Genomic DNA, 21752 nt, shown 5'->3' with positions numbered 1-21752 from the left:
ATTCAGTTAGGTTTTTAAAATGCTAAGACAGACTCGTTTGTTTTCATTTCTTTCCATGATAAAAACTGTCTCTCTAATTCAGCCTTAATTTGCAGTTCAATTGCATTCATTTCATCCAACTTTTCAACAATTGATAATAACATGCCTTTATTATTCGTCATCGCCATTTTAATTGCTCGATACTGTACATTTGTAAATCCTTGTACAATATCCTCTACCCGATCACACCAATAATCAAACTCTTGCTCCGAATATTGCAACGTTTCACGGAAGTATGCAAAGGCATGTTCATAACTATATTTACGAATTGCAAGTACTGGTATTTGCTTCACTGCCGCTACAAGACCAGAAAGCGAATAACCTTCTTCTTCATTTGCCATTTTTATAATTAAATTTTTCAATTCCATAGTCAGTTCATTGTCATTTCTTTTGAAAGTTTCTATGAAATAACTCGCTACCATTTCTTCTGTTGGCTCCTGAATTTCTTCTACATCAATGAAATACCCTCCACCAAATGGGTTATCTTGAACAGAGTGAAGCACTTTTTCTCTTTCCATATTCCCTTCCCAGCGAAAATCAGGATCTAGCATGAACCATTCTTCATCTTTCTCTGTCTTCGATATCATTAAATAATGCGGAAACGGTTTTTGATGAAATTTATTTTCCCTCTCTGGCAATAGAGACATATCAACCATTACAATGACATAGCGATTTTCTGGCTTGTTTTCTACTAATTGTAAAAACGTTTCTACATTGCTATCTTTACCTTTTGCATGATCATACCATTCGTTCACTTTCATACCGTACAATTTTTCATACCATAATAAATAATTATCATGGTTAATATTTTCGGAGTGATACGAGATAATGCCGCCTTCTGTTATATCAAAATCTCCGTCCCATAATCCAAAATAAAATGGACGGAAATCTATTTCGCTACGCCTTTTTATAATTTCACAAAAACAACTCACTAAACAGTGAACTTTAATTGAAGTCATATTCTCATCCACTTTCCTAAAGGTTAATTATTCACATTTACTACTTATACAGGCTGTAACTCCTCCATAAAATCAAGCAAAGATCCTACAGTAAGAAATGCTTTTGGGTCTACCTCATCCTCTGGAACGCATAGCTTTACATCCATTTCTATGTAGACTATGAGTTGTAACATCATTACCGAATCTATATATAAATCTTGGTTTAAACGCATCGTTTCTTCTAAATGCGTTACATTTTTTAGCTCCATTTTTTCTGTCATAATTTTCAACACTTCATTTTTTAATGTTTCACGTCTCATGTTGTAACCTCTCCCATCTCTAGTAATTTTCTACTTACTTTTCCAGTTTTATTTTTCGGAATTTCAGTTACACTTTCAATCTCATGCGGAACTTTATAAGATGGTAAATGCTGCATACACCATTCTCTTATTCGCACTGGATCAACATGAGAGATTACTTTCGCTTTAACAACTTCGCCCATCACAGGATGTTTTCCCCGATATACAATTGCCTCTTGAACGCCTTCTAGTCGAAGCATTGTTTCTTCTACCTCTATCGGAAAGACTTTTAATCCTGAAACGTTAATCACATCATCCATGCGCCCCATAAAATGAAGACCATGCTCAGATTTATACCCCAAATCTTTCGTGAAAATTTCCTTATCTTTCATTTTCACTACGATTTCTTCGGGCATATTTTCATCTGAACCTATACTTATACTCGCATGAGGTAGTGGATTACCTAAATCTAAATGGCTTTTCATATCATGACATATACTAATACAACCTGCTTCAGAACAACCGTATTGCTGCATCATATATGTTGTCATTTCTTTTAGTTTATAAAATAATGCTTCTGATAAAGGTGCTCCGGATGTCATAATTTTATGAAACTGAAACGTTCCTTGCGGGAAACTCCCCATAATATGTAACATAAGCGGTACTGCATAAATGATATGTTTTTCTGTATTGCGAACTATATTTAATGCGAATTTAGGGTTTTTATTCGTAATGATGATAGGTTTGCTTCCTCGCGTAATTGCAGATAACGTACCACATATTAGTCCGTATGAATGTGAAACAGGAGCCATAACGATCGGCACTTCATCTACTTCACAGTTTAAAGCTTCATTATAAGCAGTAATTTCTGTATCCACTTCCGCCCATGCTCTACGAATCAGTTTTGGTTCTCCTGTTGTTCCAGAACTATATTGCAATAAAGAAGGCTCTTCTAGTAAAGCGTTCACTACTTCTAATTTCGTAAAATCGGGATATTCTCCATATAATATCCCGATACAATTTGCACGCTTTGCCATTTCAATAGCCGTTTCTTTTGGCGTATCTTCATGTATAAGCAATACTGATGATTTCTTTTCTTTTAAGAAAAACACAAGCGTAATAATATCGAATGGATCTTTCAGACAAAGCGCGAATCTATTTCCTGCTGCTTTTTGAAATTGTTCCATTTCCTCATAAACTTGTAATCTCAAATCAAAATCACTTTTGCTATACTCTTGTTTATTAACGATTAGCATAATTTCCCCCTGTAACAACTGATTTTTGTTTGATAAGTTGTCTTGCTCTATACAATGGATTTGGAACTTCATGAACAAGCGAGTCCACATCCATATATAATCGTCGCTTCGTTAATTGCTCAGCATAGAATGTAGGAGTGTATAGCTGAATACTTTCAAATCTATCTTTCAAGTGTGGATATTTTCTAAAATGATTTTCAATTTCTTCGACAACTATCATCCAAAAAATTTCTTCTTTCCAATCATATTCGTCTGCAAGTACGAAAGCTAATTCTCCTACATTAAATAAGAACAGTGCATCTAATACCATCTCTTGTAAACATTCAATACGATCCATTTCAAAGAAATCATTCATTTTTCCATTCGCATACGTTTTGTGCATTTTAGTAAAGTCTGGACATTTATTCATTTCTTTTAAGAATGGACGATAAAACTCAAGTCCTTCATGGAAATCCTTTAATGCAATACGGACAGGTAGCCCTTCTTTATGAACTAAAATCATATTTTGTCCGTGTGATTCTAATGCGATTCCATACTCTACAACAAGATGTATAACTGGTATGATCGCTTTTTGAATCAGTAATCGTAGCCAATTTTCTATCCCGTATTTGTTTAACCATGCATCAATAACTGGTGTCCCGTCTTTCTCCTTTGCATATAAGCCGTTAAAGGGAACCGCATCCTCTTGCTCATCTAAATATTTATGAACGCTTTCACGCCAAATGCACCCTAATGAACCATATGTGGCTTTCTTATTCGTATCATACGTTACACTCGAAAATTCCTTTAACAAAATAATGCGCGATTCATCCCTTAAATAAGAATCCTGACTTACGACATCACTTAACCAATTCGATATAGCTGGTGCACTCACAACTGAATATGGTTTCAGCGTACGGAGTGTTGAAGTGTTAAGTATGTTCAGCGATAACTTTACATATGGTCTCTTTGGATTCGTAGCATTTCTTAACGTCCTCATCGATTGTTGCGCGCAATAATCATCCGCCGATTGTCCTAAATAAATTATATTTTTATCCTGTATATGGTCAGCGTAATTTGGAATGATGAAATTCTCCCACTGCCAAGGATGAACAGGTATAAACACGTACTGTTTTGGATTACATCCCGCACTGTGAATTCGTTCCATATACGTTTCTAATGTATGCTCGCCTATCTCACCTTTTAAAATATTGTCATAGATCATTTCATTTTCATAACCTACAGTCGCATACTTCTTATGAGCTGCAATCCATATAATTTTTATTGGTCTCATAAATTCATATCCATATTGAAAATTGTCACGATATTGAAACCCAATGCGTGCTTTATAGCTAGGATGATATGGATGACCGTCTATTAAATGGCTTTCAAATTCATCGTACGATTTTTGGGTATATTTCATCTTATTATGTCTTTCATATTGTACAATCGTGTCTTTAAATATCGTTTGTTCTAATTCATGAATAAAAGAATCTAATTTCGTTTGTTCTACGTTAACAATTCGAAAAACTTCTTCCAAAAATTGCGAAACTGATTGTATTTCTTGTTTTTCCTCTTGAACTCTTATTACTAATGAATCTATAGAGATACGTCCAAATGTCATTCGTTCTCTTCCGTAACATTCATACGTGACACTTTTGTTGTCCTCATCAAGTCCTTGAATAAGAAAAAGAATTTGTTCTTCGTTTTCTATGCGAATTGGCGTAATAATCCCCTCATAAATTAACGACTCTACTAATTGACGTAACACTCTTCTTCGTACTGAAATGTAATCTTTTGATTCAAGCGCTTTCAATATTCTCGTATGATACATGTCCACTCTCATAACTCCTCCACCTTATGAAAAATACCATTATTTGTATTACGTGAAATTTTAACGTTATTTATGAACGGACAGCCACTTCTCTAACGAGCGGATTCTGTACCTGTACGTAAATTGCTTGTTCTAAAGGATTACTTAACTCATCGACATCGAAAAATCTCGTTAATAAATTTGCTTTACATGCCAACTTATCCTCTTCTAACAATTCTCTTAAAAAGGTAGAAGGTTCACGGTTATACGAAAGGAACGCTTCAAGTACAGATCTTAATTCAGAGAGAAGAATTTCCTCCTTAATTAATCCTGCTGTGCCAAAACCGTTAATGAGACCAAACATATGATTGAAAATTAAGTAGTAACGAAATCTCTCATCTACAATATAATCGTCATATAGATTTCCAGTACGTTCTCCAATGCCAGCCAACTCATTATTAAGCGTCTCTTTCATTGAATTACAGAAATAAAACCCTTGATTATCACGGAAATAATATTTGACCGGATAACCATCCTTTAGCTGAACAACACTATTTTGCTGATGCGCTTCTACTGCAACACCATAACGTAAGTACATCCATACCATCGGCTTTAAAGAAATATTCATATATCGTCTAAACCAATCTAAACTTACTTCTTCACAGCTTCTACTTTCTACATCTGCTAGTCGATGAATAATATTCGATAAACGAGTACGTTCTCCAGGTATTGCATCTTGAACTAGTCCAGCAATTAAAGTAGCGTCATTTGCATGTTCACCATAAAAAGGGTTCTCTCGTATAATTACTTCAAATCCAGATTCTTTTGCCCCGTACTTTAATGTAATAAATGCTGGATCACAAATAAAATCAAAACCTGGAAACTTATCTAACACTTCACCAATTGCTGTATTTAGCATTTCCTTTCCTTCAAGACCACTCTCTAGTTCCTTCAATTTATTAATACGCATTGAATTTGTTACTTTTACTGGGAATGAAAACTTAAGCATATATTTTGATTGGGGATGATATAACGTCCTAAGTGATGATGTTGCCATATAATACTTACCGACAGGACCGATATATTCAAGTACTCCTTGATCTATCCACTCCTGTACGTATGATTGGTGCAATAGCCATTCTGCCTGAAGCGGATGAATTGGAAGTAATGAATATTCATCTTCATTACAATACTTCGATATAAATTCTTTACAAACCATCTCATCATTACGTAACTCTTCTTTTAGAATTACTGTTGTAGAATCTAACAATAATGATTTTTCATTTACTATATTTTTATGTGCCCTAAAATAATGAAGCTGACATTCTCCTTTTAATTCTGGAGAATACATTGCGCTTTTCCATTCCAAAATACCTTGTCTACTCTTTGGGGTTGGATGCGTTAAATGTCCAAATAATAAAGATTGCTCCGCTTCTATAAAGGATGTATGGAAACCGTATAATGCAGATGTATCTTCTATTCTCTCCTTTGTAAATTCTTCAATATTTTGACAACTACAAATAACTCGAAGCATAAGTTCAGCAGGATTCGTCCCTTCTCCGTAGTTGATAGACATCTCTTTTATTAAGAATGTAATAACAGTAACGTAATCTGCTTTTATAACATTCTTATTTTCTCCCATTTGATAATAAAATTGTTCTCCAAACAAATGGCGATCTGTTGCTGATTTATATATAACTTCTCCATACAAAGTAATGTTTTGTGCCGATAACCGACAACATAAATAAGTAGAGCCAGTATCTCTTTGAAATGAATTGTAGAAAATATCCTCTATCCTTTTATCCGCTGTAATCCATTCTCCACTTCCTGTTTCTCTTAAATAACAATTTAAAAAACTTTGTATTGTTGCATGTTCCGCGATTTGTTTCGCACGCTGCATACTTGTCCTCCTCTTTATATGAACACTATCGTAATTTCATATTACAATCGATAATTGAATATCGTTATCAATTAAAATTTTAATTGATTATCATTATCAATTCAATAGTTTATTTCAGAATTTTTAAATCCGAATAAATATTTCTTTTTTTCAGCCTTTCTTTAATCTAATTAAAAATACACAAGAAAAATTCTCACTTTCAAACTACATACTTATTTATTTCATTAGTAATCCCCTTCAAAATAGTTAAACAAAAGAGGTATACATTAATTCGTATACCTCTTTCAAACATAAAGTTTACATAATAATATTATTTATATCCCTCCAACAATAGGCTGTCTCTTCTACCTGTACTCTCTCTAAAAATTTCGTATCAATTTTTTCTGGATTAAATTTTTCATAAAAATTTTTAGAAGGGTTATTCGTAACAACCCATACTAAAAGTGATTGCATATCATTGTTTATACATTCCGATAATAAAGCTTGAAATAACTTTTGTCCTATTTTCATTCCTTGATACTCTTGTAAAAGGTAGATTGCATATAATTCCCCATCACAATTATATGTACCACTTCTTTCCACTCCCCCGTCAATGAATCCGATTATTGTTTCATCTGACGTCTCTGCTACAAATCTATATTGGTATTTATCTTCTTGTTGAAAAATGTTTTCCCATTGTTTTTCTCGTTGCTCATATGTTATATTTTCTAAAAATTCGTCAGCAAATATCCCTTTATACGTTGTTTTCCAGCTATCAACATGCACCTTTGCTATACCTCGTATATCATCTTTTATCGCTCTTCTAATATGTATTTCCATCATTTCTCCCCCTTGTTATTCATCATTATATCAATTTATTTCCTTAAAAATCCAAATAAAAAAAAGAGCGAATGCACTTCACTCTTTTTTATCACAATTATCTACTTTCCACTTCAACTGAAACAACACGATCAATCTCTTTCAGGGAACTATATAACTCTGTTGTATATAAATCTTCTGGAGCTAAAATAACCATTTCCAGTTGCTGAAATGCTCCATTATCTATATCTTTAATTTTCACTCGTTTCACATGCATACCTAAATTTTTAATTTGCTTAAATATACCATCTAACTCATGATGCTCTTTTACAGTAATTTTTATAGATAAATCCTTTTGTCTTAATGAATACGGACCTGCAATTTTCACAAGTTGTGGAAGTACGTTAATTGCTAAAATAATTAAAATCATAGCAACCGTCGCTTGTAAATAAAAGCCCGCCCCAATTGCTATACCTAAAGCTGAAGCAGCCCACACCATAGAAGCTGTCGTTAATCCAGAAATAACATCATTACTTCTTCGTAAAATAACACCTGCCCCAAGAAAACCAATCCCACTCACAATTTGAGCAGCTAGACGCATTGGATCCATATTTGTATGCCCTGGAACAGAATATACATGTACGGCTTCAATTGAAACCATCGTAATTAAACAACTTGCTACAGAAATAACCATACTTGTTTTCACACCAAGCGGTTTATTCTTTAGCTGCCTATCTATCCCGATGAATAATCCTAAAAAGAGTGCTAAACCTAATTTGAGTAAAAATTCATATGACATATTTCCATTCTCCTTACTTTACAATGTTTCCCTTGGAATAATTCACTATAACTCTTTTATGATATCAATTCCAGTCTTTTCTATTCATTTAACATAAAAAGCCGAAAAAACATTTGTAACGATGTTTCTCCGGCTTTTTATTATGCTTAAGATTCTTCTTTATTTCTGATCTTTAATCTTAATCTCTGCATCTTTGTAGAATGCTAATTTACTGTCATTATACTCTTTTGTAAAATTGTTAAATTGCTCTTTTGATTTTTGTGCTTCCACAGTTAATTCATTAACAGCCTTAACTTTTTCACCAATCTCCTTTAATTTCGTTTCTTTTACTTTTAATTTTTCATACAGTTCTTTTTCAGTCGCTAACGCCTTCGTATAATTTTCATTCATCTTTTGGAATGCATCATAACGGTTTTTATACGACTCTTCTACTGCTTTCGCTTGTTTTTGTAACTTCTTATCTTCAAGCTTCTCTATATTTCCTTGAACAGATTTTGTTTCTTTCTGAGCTTTTTCTAGCATTTCTTTCTCAGTTTTTAATACTTTTTCACGGTCATCTACATTTGCAGTAGCTTGCTCTATCTTCTTCATAACAGCGTCATTATGATCTTTACCTTCTTGTAAAATTTGAGAATATAGTTCTTGACCTTCATTCTCTAATTTCTCTAACTTCTTCGCTTCATCAACTAATAATTTTTCTTGTGTCGCTGCTGTTTCAAAAGCTGTATATAGATTTTCTTCTGGTTTTTCACCGAAACAACCTGTTAATAGTCCTACTGATAGTGCTCCAACTACTGCTACTTTTCCATACTTCAACGTTCATTCCTCCATTACATACGGTTATCATGCCAGAAATTCACTGGGAAGTGACTCTCTTCATGATAAGCTTCAAACTCATAACCCTTTTCTTTTAACCCTTTTAAAATTGCTGGCACAGCAGCAACTGATTGTGGGTGAATGTCATGCATTAAAATAACTTCCTGTGGTTTTGTTGCATTTGTTATTACATTTTGAGCAATTTGTGCTGCCGCTGCATCAACTTGCATTTTGTTATATCTCCAATCTAATGAATCAATTGTCCAATCCCATACTTTAAAACCGCCCTCTACTACTTTATTTCGAAGACCTTCATTTAATCCAGGCATCGAACCGTATGGTGGACGTGTTAATTTAGGTGATTTTCCAATAATATTTGCGATTAAGCTTTGATCTTCTTTCATTTCATTTACATACTCGCCATTTTTATATAACTTTGCAAAATTATGTGTCATACTATGCATACCTACATAATGACCCTCTGCATTTTCACGTTTCACTAAATCCGGAAATCCTTTTACATTCGCTCCAATTAAAAAGAACGTCGCCTTCGCATCATGCTGTTTTAACGTATTTAACAATTCAGCCGTATATTTCCCTGGGCCATCATCAAATGTAAGGTAAGCAACTTTTCTTTCTTTTCCATTAAAACGACTTGGTGCCGTTTTATTCATTTCTACTTTCGGTTGTTCACTTGCAAGCTGTACTACGTTTTCTTGTTTTGCAACAGCCTTTGCTGGTGAAGTAATGGATTGAAACATGAAATACCCAATAGCTACTGCTGCAATCGCTATTAAGCCGACTACTACTCGTTTAACTTTAAAAGCTTTTTCCATTCTATCGAATTCCTCTCCCTATTAATCTTATATATAAATCACCCAATATAATTATACATCTATTTATTTTATTACACTATATAAACAGACTTTATATGTATTATAATGGGAGTTTTATCAAAATGGTTGTTCCTTTTCCTTCTTTACTTATAATAACTAAGTGTACCTCCATGAAGCTCCACCATTTTTTAACGATAGCTAAAACACCTGTAGCACGGTTATTAATCTAGTAAAATGACTGTTCTATATATGGTAAATGCTCTGTAGCAATTCCAATCCCTTCGTCTTTCACCTTTATCACTGCTTGTCCTTCTTTTTTAGTCGCTTCAATATATACTTTACCATTTTTATGTGAATATTTAATGGCATTTTGAACAATATTCAAGAAAACTTGCTTTAGCCTATTTCGATCTCCTATCAATTCAATTCGTTCTATAGTTTTGATGAATTGCATTTGCTTCTCTTCAGCATTAGGAGTTAATTGCCAAATCGTCTCCTCTAGTATATCGTATAATTGCACCTTTTGTTTATATAAATTGAAATGATTTAAGTATAAGTTTTCTAAAATAAAAAATCGTTACAGAAAAGTTACAAATCCATCTCAATAAAAAAGATTGGCAAAGGCCAATCTTTTTTTATTATTCATTTCGAACTGGTTTTGGTGTTACACCTAAATGCTCATTTAATTTTTTCGAAATATCTTTTACATTTTTTTCGTTTGGAATGTAATAATAAATACCTCCGATACGTTTATCCGTACCTTCTATTTGCATTTTTTCCATTTCTAAATTAGATCCTGCCATATTTTTTGTAATCGCAAGCATATCATCGAAAGTTAAGTTCGTTTTCATATTTTTATCAACCGCATCAAGTAAAGAGCCCATTTTGCTAATTGATTGCACAGACATCGCTTTTTTTGCAATTGCTTCTATTACAAGTTGTTGTCTTTGTCCACGCATTGCGTCACTATCAATTTTACGCGTTCTTGCAAGTGCAAGTGCTTGTTCTCCATTTAAATGTTGGAAGCCTTTTTCTAAATGAATCATACCCGCTTGGTCTTTACTATCTTGCTCTGTGAAAGTAACAGGTACATCAATATCAATACCACCAAGTGAATCGACAATTTGTACGAATGATTCAAAGTTAAACTTCACATAATAATCAACAGGAACATTTAAAAATCTTTCCACCGTATCTCGTGTACTTTCAACACCACCAAATACGTGTGCGTGTGTAATTTTATCTAATTTCTTTCTAGATGGAATATATACACGTGAATCACGCGGAATACTTACTAATTTAACTGATTTATCATCTTTATTAATTGTTGCTAATAAAAGTGCATCTGTGCGAACAGCTTCACCATATTGACTTTTTCGCATTTCACTACCATCTACACCCATAATTAAAATAGAGATGTTATCCTTTAAAGGCTCAACTTCTTTATCACGTTTTGATGATTTATCAATTTGTGCATACGCATCACTTACAACAGCTTTTGCTTTATTATATATTAATGATCCATATCCTACTCCTCCAAAAATAAGTAGGAAAAATGGAATTAAAATGAACCATTTTATTGACCTTCTTTTAGAACGTTTTTTATTGCTTCTCGTATTTTGTTCTAATTCAGAGCTCATCTTCATTCGCCTCTCTTTCTCTTTCCCTAGTATAATGTATGTCTAGTATTCTTCATATTGAATTTCCTTTCAAACACCTTACATTTTTGTAAGGTTACATGATGAATCCAATATGTATTCCATCTCACATTATACTCTCGTGCTTATTTTTGGCAAGTCACTATTTTCCAACTTCAAATATTTAGCACTTCTCAACATTCGAAATTATAGATTTATAAATTTATTCGTTTCGAATCCTTCAATTTTCACCTAAAAAATTAGTAATGCAACAATACATTTCATATTATCTCTCAAGCGGTGTATACATTGTTTTCTTCCCATGATTATTAATGAAAGCGGATTTTGCTTTTAGTTTCGTCTTTTCTATTTCTATATCTTCATTCGAGAAATTCACAATAATTTTAATATCTTTTCCATAAGAAGCAGATTGAACTAATTTATCTTCTGACAAATATACAAAGTTCGTCATTTCTTCTTTTACTGCCTTTTCATGAACGTCATTCCAAACTTTCAGGTGCTGCGTAATTTCTTGTTTATGCTTATTCCACTCTACTTCATCTAAATGGTACAACGGAGGAACATTATACAATAATTCGTATAGCATACGGTTCCCTACCTCATCTTTTACTTTCAAACTTCCCCATTCCCAGTGGTGCGTTGTAATTACAGAATCATTGTATACTAATTTATATAATGGTACTGAATATACAGGGTTTAAATACACTTGTTTATATTCTTCTTTTAACAGTACTTGTTTTGCATATTTTTCTGGAACATTTTGATTCGGTGACCAATATCCGCCCACATAATACGGACTTGTTTTATTTTTCCTCATATCTTCATCGTCCCATTTAATAACCGGTGTTTCAATACCGTGAGCAAATGCAATCGTGCTACTTGCAAAGTCATTTCCGCCTTCTGAGCCAACTACCATACCTTTTTCTTGCGCAATATAATCCATTCGTTGCAATCTTGCTTTTAAATCTTGTTCTTGTGTCGTTATATGTTTGGCTGAATAGTCATCATAAATTTCACCTGTTGCATCACAATCAATAAACCATGAATTATATTTAGGTCCATTTTGTAAAATATCGTTCATTCGCTCTTTTACACTAGGAAGAGATAAAGTTGGATTTAACTTTCGCCCTCTACCTAAAAAGCCTTGCACTTTTTCTCCATTTTTCTTCGTCACAGTTCCCTCTTCATATAACGATGGATCCTGAAAAGAAGCTGTATTCCAATTTTTATCAGCTTTTTCGTGAATAGAATGATAAGAATCATACGGACCAACTAAATATCCCATTTTCTTAGCTTCTGTCACGAAATCAGGCTGCATATACCCTTGTTCCCAGTTCGGTAGCCCAATCCATGCATTGTCTATTCCTGATTCTTTCATTTCCTTTATAATATCCGTTCCATCTGCCTTACCCCATTTACTTACTTCTTCAACCGCATCACCGAGCGCTGACTTTAATACATGCTTATTTAAGTTATATAACTCCATCTTCGATAAATGGTCTATCCCTTTGTTTAATAACTCACTAGCGTTCTGATCAACCTTTTGAAAAATATCATCTTTATACAATTCCTTCATTGATAATACTTCATTTACATAACGTAAAATAACATTTTTTTGGTACTTATCAATGAAATCTTGTTTACTTACTTGCTCAAACACACTCAGTTCTCCAAGCTCCGAACTATTCTTTTGAATAAGCCCTTTTATATGACTAAATACAGGGCTATTTATTTGCTCTCTTATTTTAGGCCAATTTACGTTACTGTCAGACAAACCATTTTGATTCCAAAAATAAAAATGAGCAGCACCATAAAGTTTTTCAATCTCTTTATTTTTTCTAGCCTTTTCTTGTAATGTTTTAAATTCACCTTTTTGAGCAATATTATCCTTATACAGTTTAGCAATACTGACTGCATCATTATTTGTCACATATAATTGAAATCCATATGCTTTATTTTTATTTATACTCGGGAATTCATGTATAAAATCAAATCCTATTTTCGGATCCGAATGAAATTTCAATTCATTATTAAACATATTGTTCGCAATAAATACAATTGAATATTTCGAACCATTTAACGCAAAAAACTTCATAGAAAATGATTCAGCAAATGAATATGCATCATCCTTTAAAAACTTCTTCCAATTTTCATCATTACTCGGAATTTGCTTACCTTCCCATAACGGAAGTGTATAATTTTCAGCTTGTACTTTCGGCCACGTAAAGCTTTCTGCACCAGTCGATTCCACTTCAATATTTAAGTGATCTTTTTTCTTTTCTAGATTCACTTTTACTTTTTGATCTGGATATTCCCAAGATGTTCGATCCTTGTCTTTTTTTACATTCGACACCTTCATTTTCGGTAACGGCTGTGACGCCTGTTCCTTTACACCATCATGTTCTACAGTTAACATGAAAGTCTCTGGATTTACATCGTAAGTAAACTCTTTATACGTCGCTTTCTTTACTTTAGAATCTTGTACAGCCTTGTTACCTTTTACATCACACCCGACTAAAGTCGAAAATGACATCGTTGTAAGAAGACATATTGCTATCATTTTTTTCATCTTCTGCACCTCCACCACTGAATATACAGGGGCTTTGTTACAGGAATGTGGCAAAAAAATAGAACTAGCATAACGCTAGCTCTATTTTGAGTATTATAAATAAGTGTGTATGAACAACTATAATCTGCTTAAAGTATATGTAGTACAATAACCGTGTTTTTTCATCCCCACTAAATATAAAAGCAAATAATTCGAAGCCTTAACACTTATTTTTCAACTAAAAAAATAAGTGTATATAATATACCCTAAAACTAGCACTAAAATTACTAGCGCTGTACCTTTCCAATTCATACCACCCGTCATATCAACTGGACTACCTGATTCAGCTCTGTTGAATCCATCATTTAAAGAACCGGTAGGATTATTTTTCAATTCACTTTGCCTTATACGTTCTCTGTTTTCTTCTGGTGACTCTTTTTTCATACGATCACCTCCAAATTAATACACGCTTTACTAAATTATACATTATTACTTTTCTTTTATATGCCAACTGAAAAGATATTTACAACAAAAAAAGCTAGCAATGCTAGCTTTTTTATAGTTCTATATGTTCTTCTTTATTTACAGTAATTCCTCTATGATCGATTTCTAGCACACACACTTTCATAGACGTAAATACTCTCGCTAATTGCTCAGCAATTTCTTGACGCTTATCATATGGCGTTAATATAAAAATGGATGGACCTGCACCACTAAGCGCTGTGCCGTATGCTCCAAACTCTTTTGCACATTTACGAATTGAGGGTAATAGCGGTACGAGTTCTAAACGATACGGCTCGTGAAAATGATCTCTTTCCATCATTTCACCTACAACTTCCCACTTCTTTTGACAAAACGCAGCTACTAATACGTTGCTGATTGCACTAGCCTTAACTGCTTCATGAAACGGAAACACATCTGGTAATACAGATCGGCTTTCCTCTGTATTTAACTCTTCATTTGGAATAAGAGAAATTACACCTAATTCCTTACTTTCAATTCTTACAACCGAAACATTCTTTCCATCAAGTGCTCCGATTACAGTTCCTCCTAATATAGAAGCCGCAACATTATCTGGATGCCCTTCAAAATTTGTTGCAATTTGAACTTTTTGATCAGTCGTTAAGTTTAAATTGCCAAGTTGATTCGCAAGCTCTATCCCTGCTACAATTGCTGATGCACTACTTCCTAGTCCTCTTGTAAGCGGGATATTACTAGTAACTTCTATTATATGAGGTGATAAAGAAGGACATACTTTACATGCCGTGCTAACGATTAAATTTTTATCATCTGTCGGAATTAATTCTTCAAAGGAATGGATTACTTGCCATCTATCAGCTTTTTCTTTTACCACCACATCTAAATATAATGACAAAGCTATTCCTACTGAATCAAATCCAGGTCCAACATTCGCTGTACTAGCAGGAACACGAATACTTAATGGTATCACGACATAATCACCCCTTTAATATGTTCTTTAATTTGTTCTATATTATTTGAAACACTTGCAATATCTAATGTATTAGAAGAAATTGCGATATCAGGATCTTTCAAACCGTTTCCAGTTAAAACTGCAACAACTGTCTCTCCTTTTTTGATTTTTCCAGATTGAACATGTTTAATTACACCTGCTAATGAAGCATTTGATCCTGGCTCAGCGAAAACCCCTTCCGTTTTTGCTAATAATCTATACGCATGTAAAATTTCTTCATCTGATACCATATCTATTTCACCTTGAGACTGTTCAGCAGCCTCTACTGCATATGACCAACTTGCGGGGTTACCGATACGAATCGCTGTTGCAATTGTTTCAGGTTCTTCAATGACATGTCCTTTTACAATAGCAGCTGCTCCTTCCGCTTCAAATCCGTGAATTCTTGGCTTCTTATAGCCTTTTTCTTTCTCATATTCACAGAAACCTTTCCAGTATGCTGTAATATTTCCGGCATTCCCAACAGGAATCGCTAAAACATCTGGTGCACTTTGCAACTGGTCACAAATTTCAAATGCTGCTGTCTTTTGCCCTTCAATTCGATAAGGATTCACTGAGTTTACTAATGTAATCGGCTCTTCCGCAGCAATATTTCTTACAGCCTTAAGTGCATCATCAAAATTTCCTTCTATTGAAATGATTTCAGCTCCGTAAGCGACTGCTTGCGCTAATTTTCCATGTGCAATCTTTCCTTCCGGGATTACGATTATACATTTCATTCCAAGGCGTGCCGCGTATGCTGCGGCTGATGCCGAAGTATTACCTGTTGATGCACAAATAATTGCCTCCGAACCTTCTTCTTTCGCCTTCGCAACAGCCATTACCATACCACGATCTTTAAAAGAACCTGTCGGATTCGCACCTTCGTACTTACCGTATAACTGAATCCCTAATTGTTTTGATATATTTAATAGCGGAATAAGAGGTGTATTTCCTTCCATTAAGCTAACATCAGGTGTATTTTCATTCACCGGTAAATAAGAAGCATACTGTTTTAATAATCCTTTATACATATTGTTTTTCCTCCTCAATAATGTAATAACTGTTTATTTCACTTGCGACACTTTCTATCGCTCCTAGAACTCGTTCAAATTGATACTTTGAAGTTTGATGTGTCACAACAACGACTTCTGCAAGTTCACGATTTAAAGGTAATTGAATAACTTCTTTTAAACTTACAGAATAATTAACGAAACATTCTGTTATTTTTTGCAACATCCCAGGTTCATCTCGTAATGAAATACGTAAGAAATATTTCGAAACGACTTCTTCATCCCCCTGTAATTCATACGGTTCTGGTTCTTTTAATGCGCTTTTATTTTTCTGAACTTGATTCATATTTTTAACGATTGAAATAATATCACTTACTACAGCAGAACCAGTTGGTAACTTCCCAGCTCCAGGTCCGTAAAACATTACTTCTCCTACTGCTTGACCATGAACATATACTGCATTAAATTCATTATTTACATTCGATAATGGATGATGACTTGGTAAAAGAGTCGGTTCTACACTTAAATGAATGGCTGACCCTTGTTTCTCTGCTTTACCAATTAATTTCATAGTAAATCCTAACTTTTCAGCCATTTGTAAATCTTCTTTTTCGACCTTTCGAATCCCTCTTACTTGCACATCATCTAAAGAAACATTCATCGAAAAACCTAAGTTTGCAAGAATGGCTACCTTTCTCGCCGCATCTAACCCATCTACATCCGCTGTTGGATCCGATTCTGCGAAACCTAATTTTTGTGCTTCCTGTAAAGCCTCTTCATACGACCATCCATTTTGACTCATCTTTGTTAACATGTAATTTGTTGTTCCATTTACAATTCCCATTATTTTTTCAATTTGATCTGAAGCTAATCCGTCTGTTAATCCTCTTAACACCGGAATACCGCCCGCTACACTTGCTTCATAACATAAATCACAATCATTATCGTTCGCCACTTGGAGAAGCTCTGCACCGTATACAGCCATTAAATCTTTATTTGCTGTTACGACATGTTTTTTATTTCGTAAAGCCTTAACAATATGTTGCTTTGCTTCTTCAATTCCGCCCATTACCTCTACTACAATATCAATATTTGGATCATTTAGAACTTCATCGACATGACTTGTTACTACGATTCCATCAATGCAAACATCACGTTCTTTTTCTAAGTCACGTACAACGACTGTCTTTACCTTCACTTCATACCCTGTATCAAGTGTAATTTTTTTATAATGTTCTTTCAAAATATGGACAACACCACTTCCGACCGTACCTAAGCCTAACACCCCAACATTAATAACGTTATTCATTTTCTAATCTCCTCCTACAATTTTATTTTTTATCTCTATCAATCACCTTGCTCTGCTTTTTAATCATGCAGGTGGTGGTTATTTCCGTACGTACAAATCGTTTCATTTTACTGCACCTCCTTTCAAAGTAAAAAACACACTCATCCCTAGGAAAGGGACGAATGTGTTTTCGTGGTTCCACCCTTGTTCCAATCCAGACTTAACTCCTTCTAGATTGCTCAAGTTCAGATAACGGCTGATTCCGTCAATAATTACTAGATTACTCGTTCACTATTGAAGTTCAAAGGTGGTAAAATCATTTCTCGTGTTAGGAAGCTCACACCCTTGGCTTCCCTCTCTGTAAACCGTAAAAATGATTCCGTGTCCTTATCGTTACTTTTTCGTTCATGTTTATTTGTTAACTCATTATACTCGTATAAACAACAAAATCAATACTATTTTTTAATTATTTTTAATTTTCAATCCCTAATTCAATAAAAAAACACACTCATCCCTAGGAAAGGGACGAATGTGTTTTCGTGGTTCCACCCTTGTTCCAATCCAGACTTATTTCCTTCTAGATTGCTCAAGTTCAGATAACGGCTGATTCCGTCAATAATTACTAGATTACTCGTTCACTATTGAAGTTCAAAGGTGGTAAAACCATTTCTCGTGTTAGGAAGCTCACACCCTTGGCTTCCCTCTCTGTAAACCGTAAAAATGATTTCATGTCCTTATCATTACTTTTCGTTCATGTCTATTTGTTAACTTATTATAGTTATCAACTTTTTAAAAAGCAAGCCTATTTTTACTAACTATTTTCAAAATCTTTTTTTATTATATTTCACAATAACATTTTACAATTGCCGCTCGATTTACCTATTTTGCTATTTCTCCATTTTGTAAATCAACAGTTCATATATAAATATCCCATTCTAAAATGTGTACATATTCACCTTACAAAGATATATTAATAAAGTTTTTTAATACAATCTTTTCGTATAACTTTCTTCTAAAGAACGTGCAACATCTTCTTCTGAAGCATTCACTTTCGCATGCTCCAGCAACATTTTTGCTGCTGAAGGTAATTCTTTTTTATTTAACCAAAATTCTGAATCCCACATCTTAGAACGAATAAAAGCTTTTGCGCAATGAATATAGCATTCCTCTATTTCAACAACAATTCCAAGTAACGGATTGCGTCCATTTGCCTGCATTTCTTGCAAAATTTCTTCATCGTTTGTAATGAATGCTCGGCCGTTTATTCGGAGTGTCTCCCCAAGACCAGGGATCAAAAAGAGTAACCCTACGTGCGGATTTGAAATAATATTCAAAATGGAGTCTATACGACGGTTGCCTGGTCTTTCTGGAATAATAATTTTATTATTATTTAATACGTATACAAATCCAGGTGCGTCTCCTCTCGGCGAAGCATCACACTCTCCTAATTTATTTGCAGTAGATAATACTAGAAAAGGAGATTTAGACAGAAAATCTATGCAATGATGGTCTAATGATGAAATAACTTTTTTCAAAGCTCGCTCACTTGGTCGCCCCAATATTTTTCGTAACTCTTCCTCTGTTGAAATAATCGATTTTATTTCCTTATTCTCTATCCCCACTTATACCTACCCCTTTTTCTTTATTCTCCCAAAATTCAATACAGATATTGTATAATAAAATTTGCAGAAAGGGGAATTTAAATGACAGAGTGGTTAACAATATTTGATACTGAAAGAAATATACTTGGGAAGAAATTACGTGATGAAGTGCATCGTGACGGTGATTGGCATGAAACATTTCATTGTTGGTTTGTAGAAAAAGATGCTGAAGATATGTTTTTATATTTTCAATTACGCTCTAAAAATAAAAAAGAAGCACCGAGTATATGGGATATTACTTCAGCTGGACATATTATGCATGATGAAGAAGTACAAATTGGCGGTCTTCGTGAAATTGAAGAAGAATTAGGACTTTCCTTTCAAACTACTGATTTAGCATACAAAGGTATCTTTAAAATAGATTATGAAATTTCAAATCTTACTGATCGTGAATTTTGTCATATGTATTTTCACAATGTCATCAATACACTTTCATTTGCACCAGGTGAAGAAGTAGACGATGTGATGAAAATACATGCAACTTCTTTTCTACAACTATTAAAAAGAGAGATTTCATCTTTTACGGCTATTTCTGTTTTAAGCAATACACCGATAACAATAACATTTGAAGATATTTATCCATATGATCTTGCATACTATGAATTTGTTATAGAAAAAGGAAAAAACTTACTAGAAAATAATAGTTTATAAATAAAATAGGACTCCCATTTTAAAGTACTTGGGAGTCCTATTCTTTATAGTGGATGATTGACAATACCCGACTGATTTAAATTCCAGTTTATTTTCTCTCTTTCGATGTTTGGAACATACTTGGCAGCGTTACAAAGCGTGCCCCTTTCGTTTTTAACTGCGGAATAATTTTGTCTAGTGCCTCTACAGATCCTTGCAAATGCCCACCTGGTGTTGAATGCTGAAGTATAACACTGCCAGGAAATGAATTCCCTAACACATTATTTATAATCGTATCAGCGCTTACTCCTTTCCAATCAACCGTATCAACACTCCATTGTACAATCATAAAATTTTGCTCTGTTGCCCACTTCAATTGATTTTCAAGTATTTCACCGTATGGCGGACGAATAAATTTCGGTGCATAACCAGCTAAACGATTTAATATTTCTTCGGTTTTCATAATTTGATTACGGTACTCAGCATCATTTACTTTCGCTAAATTTGGATGGCTATACGTATGATTGCCAATTACATGCCCTTCATTCGCAATACGTTTTACTACATTCGGAAACTTTTCTGCATTTTCACCAAGCAAGAAGAAAGTCGCCTTCACATTATGTTGTTTTAACTTATCTAAAATTTTCGGCGTAAATTCTAAATCTGGTCCATCATCAAATGTAAGAGCGACTTCCGCTTTATTGTACGGCCCTGAAAATGCGTACGCATATTTTTCGACCCACGAAAATGGCGTCCACGATCCACGCTCATATGCTTTCATTTGTACTGTATATTTTTGAGGGATATATGTGTATGGCAATGAACTCATATAGTCTCCATAATAAAATGAGTGATATGGCATATAGGCGTACGAAACATCTCGTTCTAGTCCCCATTCATATGGGGCAAACATTTCTGACGAATAAAAATAATACATAATAAAAACCTCCCTAAAATTTCATATGTGATTCATCTGCACTTTGTTAGAGAAATTATTATTCATGAACAAAAATAAGACTGTCCATAATTAGGACAGTCTTACTGCTATATACAATTAATAAATCGATGCACTATCTTTCGGCAAAGCTTTTACATGTTTTAAATAGCTTGTCACTCTGTCATCATCACCTTGCGGGTATTGATACCCATATGTGTTACCAATTTCGTTCGCAACTTTTCTAAATAAATCGCCCATTACAAAAAACGACTCCCAAATGTCTACATATTCAGCATTCGAATAGGTCCTTTTAAATTGCTCCCACATATCTTTTTCAATGTATTGCTCGAAAAGCTTTCCAAACTTTCCTGCATTAACTGTAAAGTCTGTTTTCATACCAATATGCCATTCTAACATTACGATGAACATATCCCGCACCGGGCCATCAAGTATTCCTTTCGCATAAGAAAGTTCTTCTCTCCATAGTCCTTTTGCCACATTCGTACTACACCACCAAAATTCATTACAGCAATCTAAAAACTCTTTTTCTGTAGGCTTTTTTATTAAGTAATCCCTATCGCTTGCTGGTGGAAATTCGTCAATACAATTATCTTTATCCAGAAGCAGTTCACTTAAACTATCTTGTCCAATGAACTTATTTATCAAATCAAAGGGAACGAGCGTTAAATCAATTCGGTTTCCATCCATAAACTGCATTAAATACGGAAATTTCCCGTCTTCATCTGGGAACTAATGACATTTCTTCCGGCATTTGTACAATCATTATTTCGCCAAATCTATGAATCCAATTATGATTAGACGTAAAAGATTGTATATCATTTACAACATACATAATATCATAGTCTTGAAAACAATCTTTTTTCACATGTTGATTTACACGTGACCCATTCATGATGACAGCTCGAATTCTTCCATCCTCTTTTGCTGTACTAATAATTAAGTCTAACATTTCTTTTTCAGTTCTCATCTATTCCTAACCTCCAATTTTTATATAAACTTATATTTCCAAGTATGTTGGAGGTCCACGAGCTAGCTGTGTTGTACACGATACA

18 protein-coding genes, 2 pseudogenes and 2 other annotated features are annotated in these 21752 nt (G+C 34.0%); of the genes and pseudogenes, 1 reads left to right on the top strand and 19 read right to left on the bottom strand.

Features of this window, described 5'->3' with window-relative positions:
• Positions 1–14 precede the first annotated feature (14 nt).
• From asbE to ACU8YW_RS09685, 17 genes and pseudogenes are all read right to left on the bottom strand, one after another.
• Positions 15–998 (bottom strand): petrobactin biosynthesis protein AsbE, encoded by a 984-nt coding sequence (gene asbE, locus ACU8YW_RS09765; protein ID WP_142293485.1) that lies wholly within the window; start codon positions 996–998, stop codon positions 15–17.
• Between the two features lie 44 nt (positions 999–1042).
• Positions 1043–1297: a petrobactin biosynthesis protein AsbD gene (gene asbD / locus ACU8YW_RS09760; RefSeq protein ID WP_001250756.1), complete on the bottom strand. Its 255-nt coding sequence runs from the start codon at positions 1295–1297 to the stop codon at positions 1043–1045.
• A complete protein-coding gene (gene asbC / locus ACU8YW_RS09755) occupies positions 1294–2532 on the bottom strand; it encodes a 3,4-dihydroxybenzoic acid-AMP ligase AsbC (RefSeq protein WP_426933742.1) in 1239 nt (412 codons plus the stop codon). The genes asbD and asbC overlap by 4 nt, the downstream gene beginning before the upstream one ends.
• A complete protein-coding gene (locus ACU8YW_RS09750; RefSeq protein WP_426933743.1) occupies positions 2519–4357 on the bottom strand; it encodes an IucA/IucC family protein in 1839 nt (612 codons plus the stop codon). Before ACU8YW_RS09750 ends, asbC begins: the two co-directional genes overlap by 14 nt.
• 58 nt (positions 4358–4415) lie before the next feature.
• Positions 4416–6224 carry an IucA/IucC family protein gene (locus ACU8YW_RS09745; RefSeq protein WP_426933744.1) on the bottom strand — a complete coding sequence of 603 codons (1809 nt, stop codon included), beginning with the start codon at positions 6222–6224 and terminating at the stop codon, positions 4416–4418.
• 297 nt (positions 6225–6521) lie between these two features.
• Complete coding sequence (locus ACU8YW_RS09740) at positions 6522–7043, bottom strand: GNAT family N-acetyltransferase (RefSeq protein ID WP_097906846.1); 522 nt, start codon at positions 7041–7043, stop codon at positions 6522–6524.
• 97 nt (positions 7044–7140) lie between these two features.
• On the bottom strand, positions 7141–7821 hold the full coding sequence (locus tag ACU8YW_RS09735; RefSeq protein WP_000119502.1) for an MgtC/SapB family protein: 681 nt from the start codon (positions 7819–7821) through the stop codon (positions 7141–7143).
• A 159-nt stretch (positions 7822–7980) separates the two neighbouring features.
• On the bottom strand, positions 7981–8637 hold the full coding sequence (locus ACU8YW_RS09730; RefSeq protein ID WP_087982867.1) for a YkyA family protein: 657 nt from the start codon (positions 8635–8637) through the stop codon (positions 7981–7983).
• A gap of 14 nt (positions 8638–8651) precedes the next feature.
• Positions 8652–9473, bottom strand: a complete 822-nt coding sequence (locus tag ACU8YW_RS09725) for a peptidoglycan-N-acetylglucosamine deacetylase (RefSeq protein WP_088608996.1) — start codon at positions 9471–9473, stop codon at positions 8652–8654.
• A 100-nt stretch (positions 9474–9573) separates the two neighbouring features.
• Positions 9574–10029: pseudogene (locus ACU8YW_RS09720) on the bottom strand (sensor histidine kinase); the annotation flags it as partial.
• An 82-nt stretch (positions 10030–10111) separates the two neighbouring features.
• A complete protein-coding gene (locus ACU8YW_RS09715; RefSeq protein WP_000093639.1) occupies positions 10112–11113 on the bottom strand; it encodes an LCP family protein in 1002 nt (333 codons plus the stop codon).
• Positions 11114–11396: 283 nt separating this feature from the next.
• The gene (locus ACU8YW_RS09710; RefSeq protein ID WP_426933745.1) at positions 11397–13700 is read right to left on the bottom strand and encodes a glycoside hydrolase; all 2304 of its coding nucleotides are present in this window, start codon (positions 13698–13700) and stop codon (positions 11397–11399) included.
• 213 nt (positions 13701–13913) lie between these two features.
• Positions 13914–14123, bottom strand: a complete 210-nt coding sequence (locus tag ACU8YW_RS09705; protein ID WP_088063078.1) for a DUF6366 family protein — start codon at positions 14121–14123, stop codon at positions 13914–13916.
• A gap of 112 nt (positions 14124–14235) precedes the next feature.
• Positions 14236–15129: a homoserine kinase gene (gene thrB, locus ACU8YW_RS09700; RefSeq protein WP_088063077.1), complete on the bottom strand. Its 894-nt coding sequence runs from the start codon at positions 15127–15129 to the stop codon at positions 14236–14238.
• Positions 15126–16184, bottom strand: a complete 1059-nt coding sequence (gene thrC / locus ACU8YW_RS09695; RefSeq protein ID WP_426933746.1) for a threonine synthase — start codon at positions 16182–16184, stop codon at positions 15126–15128. Before thrC ends, thrB begins: the two co-directional genes overlap by 4 nt.
• A complete protein-coding gene (locus tag ACU8YW_RS09690) occupies positions 16177–17472 on the bottom strand; it encodes a homoserine dehydrogenase (RefSeq protein ID WP_087982880.1) in 1296 nt (431 codons plus the stop codon). The genes thrC and ACU8YW_RS09690 overlap by 8 nt, the downstream gene beginning before the upstream one ends.
• A 150-nt stretch (positions 17473–17622) precedes the next feature.
• Positions 17623–17854 (bottom strand) — a binding site (T-box leader).
• Positions 17855–17969: 115 nt separating this feature from the next.
• Positions 17970–18201 (bottom strand) — a binding site (T-box leader).
• 233 nt (positions 18202–18434) lie between these two features.
• Positions 18435–19073 (bottom strand): pyridoxamine 5'-phosphate oxidase family protein, encoded by a 639-nt coding sequence (locus ACU8YW_RS09685; RefSeq protein WP_088608616.1) that lies wholly within the window; start codon positions 19071–19073, stop codon positions 18435–18437.
• A gap of 81 nt (positions 19074–19154) precedes the next feature.
• Between ACU8YW_RS09685 and ACU8YW_RS09680 the strand changes: the two genes are divergently transcribed.
• Positions 19155–19763 carry an NUDIX hydrolase gene (locus ACU8YW_RS09680; protein ID WP_088608617.1) on the top strand — a complete coding sequence of 203 codons (609 nt, stop codon included), beginning with the start codon at positions 19155–19157 and terminating at the stop codon, positions 19761–19763.
• An 88-nt stretch (positions 19764–19851) separates the two neighbouring features.
• Here the strand turns inward: ACU8YW_RS09680 and ACU8YW_RS09675 are convergent, their stop codons facing one another.
• Complete coding sequence (locus ACU8YW_RS09675) at positions 19852–20679, bottom strand: peptidoglycan-N-acetylglucosamine deacetylase (RefSeq protein ID WP_426933747.1); 828 nt, start codon at positions 20677–20679, stop codon at positions 19852–19854.
• A gap of 117 nt (positions 20680–20796) precedes the next feature.
• Positions 20797–21667: pseudogene (locus ACU8YW_RS09670) on the bottom strand (aminoglycoside 6-adenylyltransferase).
• Between the last annotated feature and the right edge of the window lie 85 nt (positions 21668–21752).

This window comes from Bacillus pretiosus, from assembly GCF_052947655.1.
Note: the sequence above shows the minus strand (reverse complement) of the source record. Positions and strands in the feature narration are given on the sequence as shown.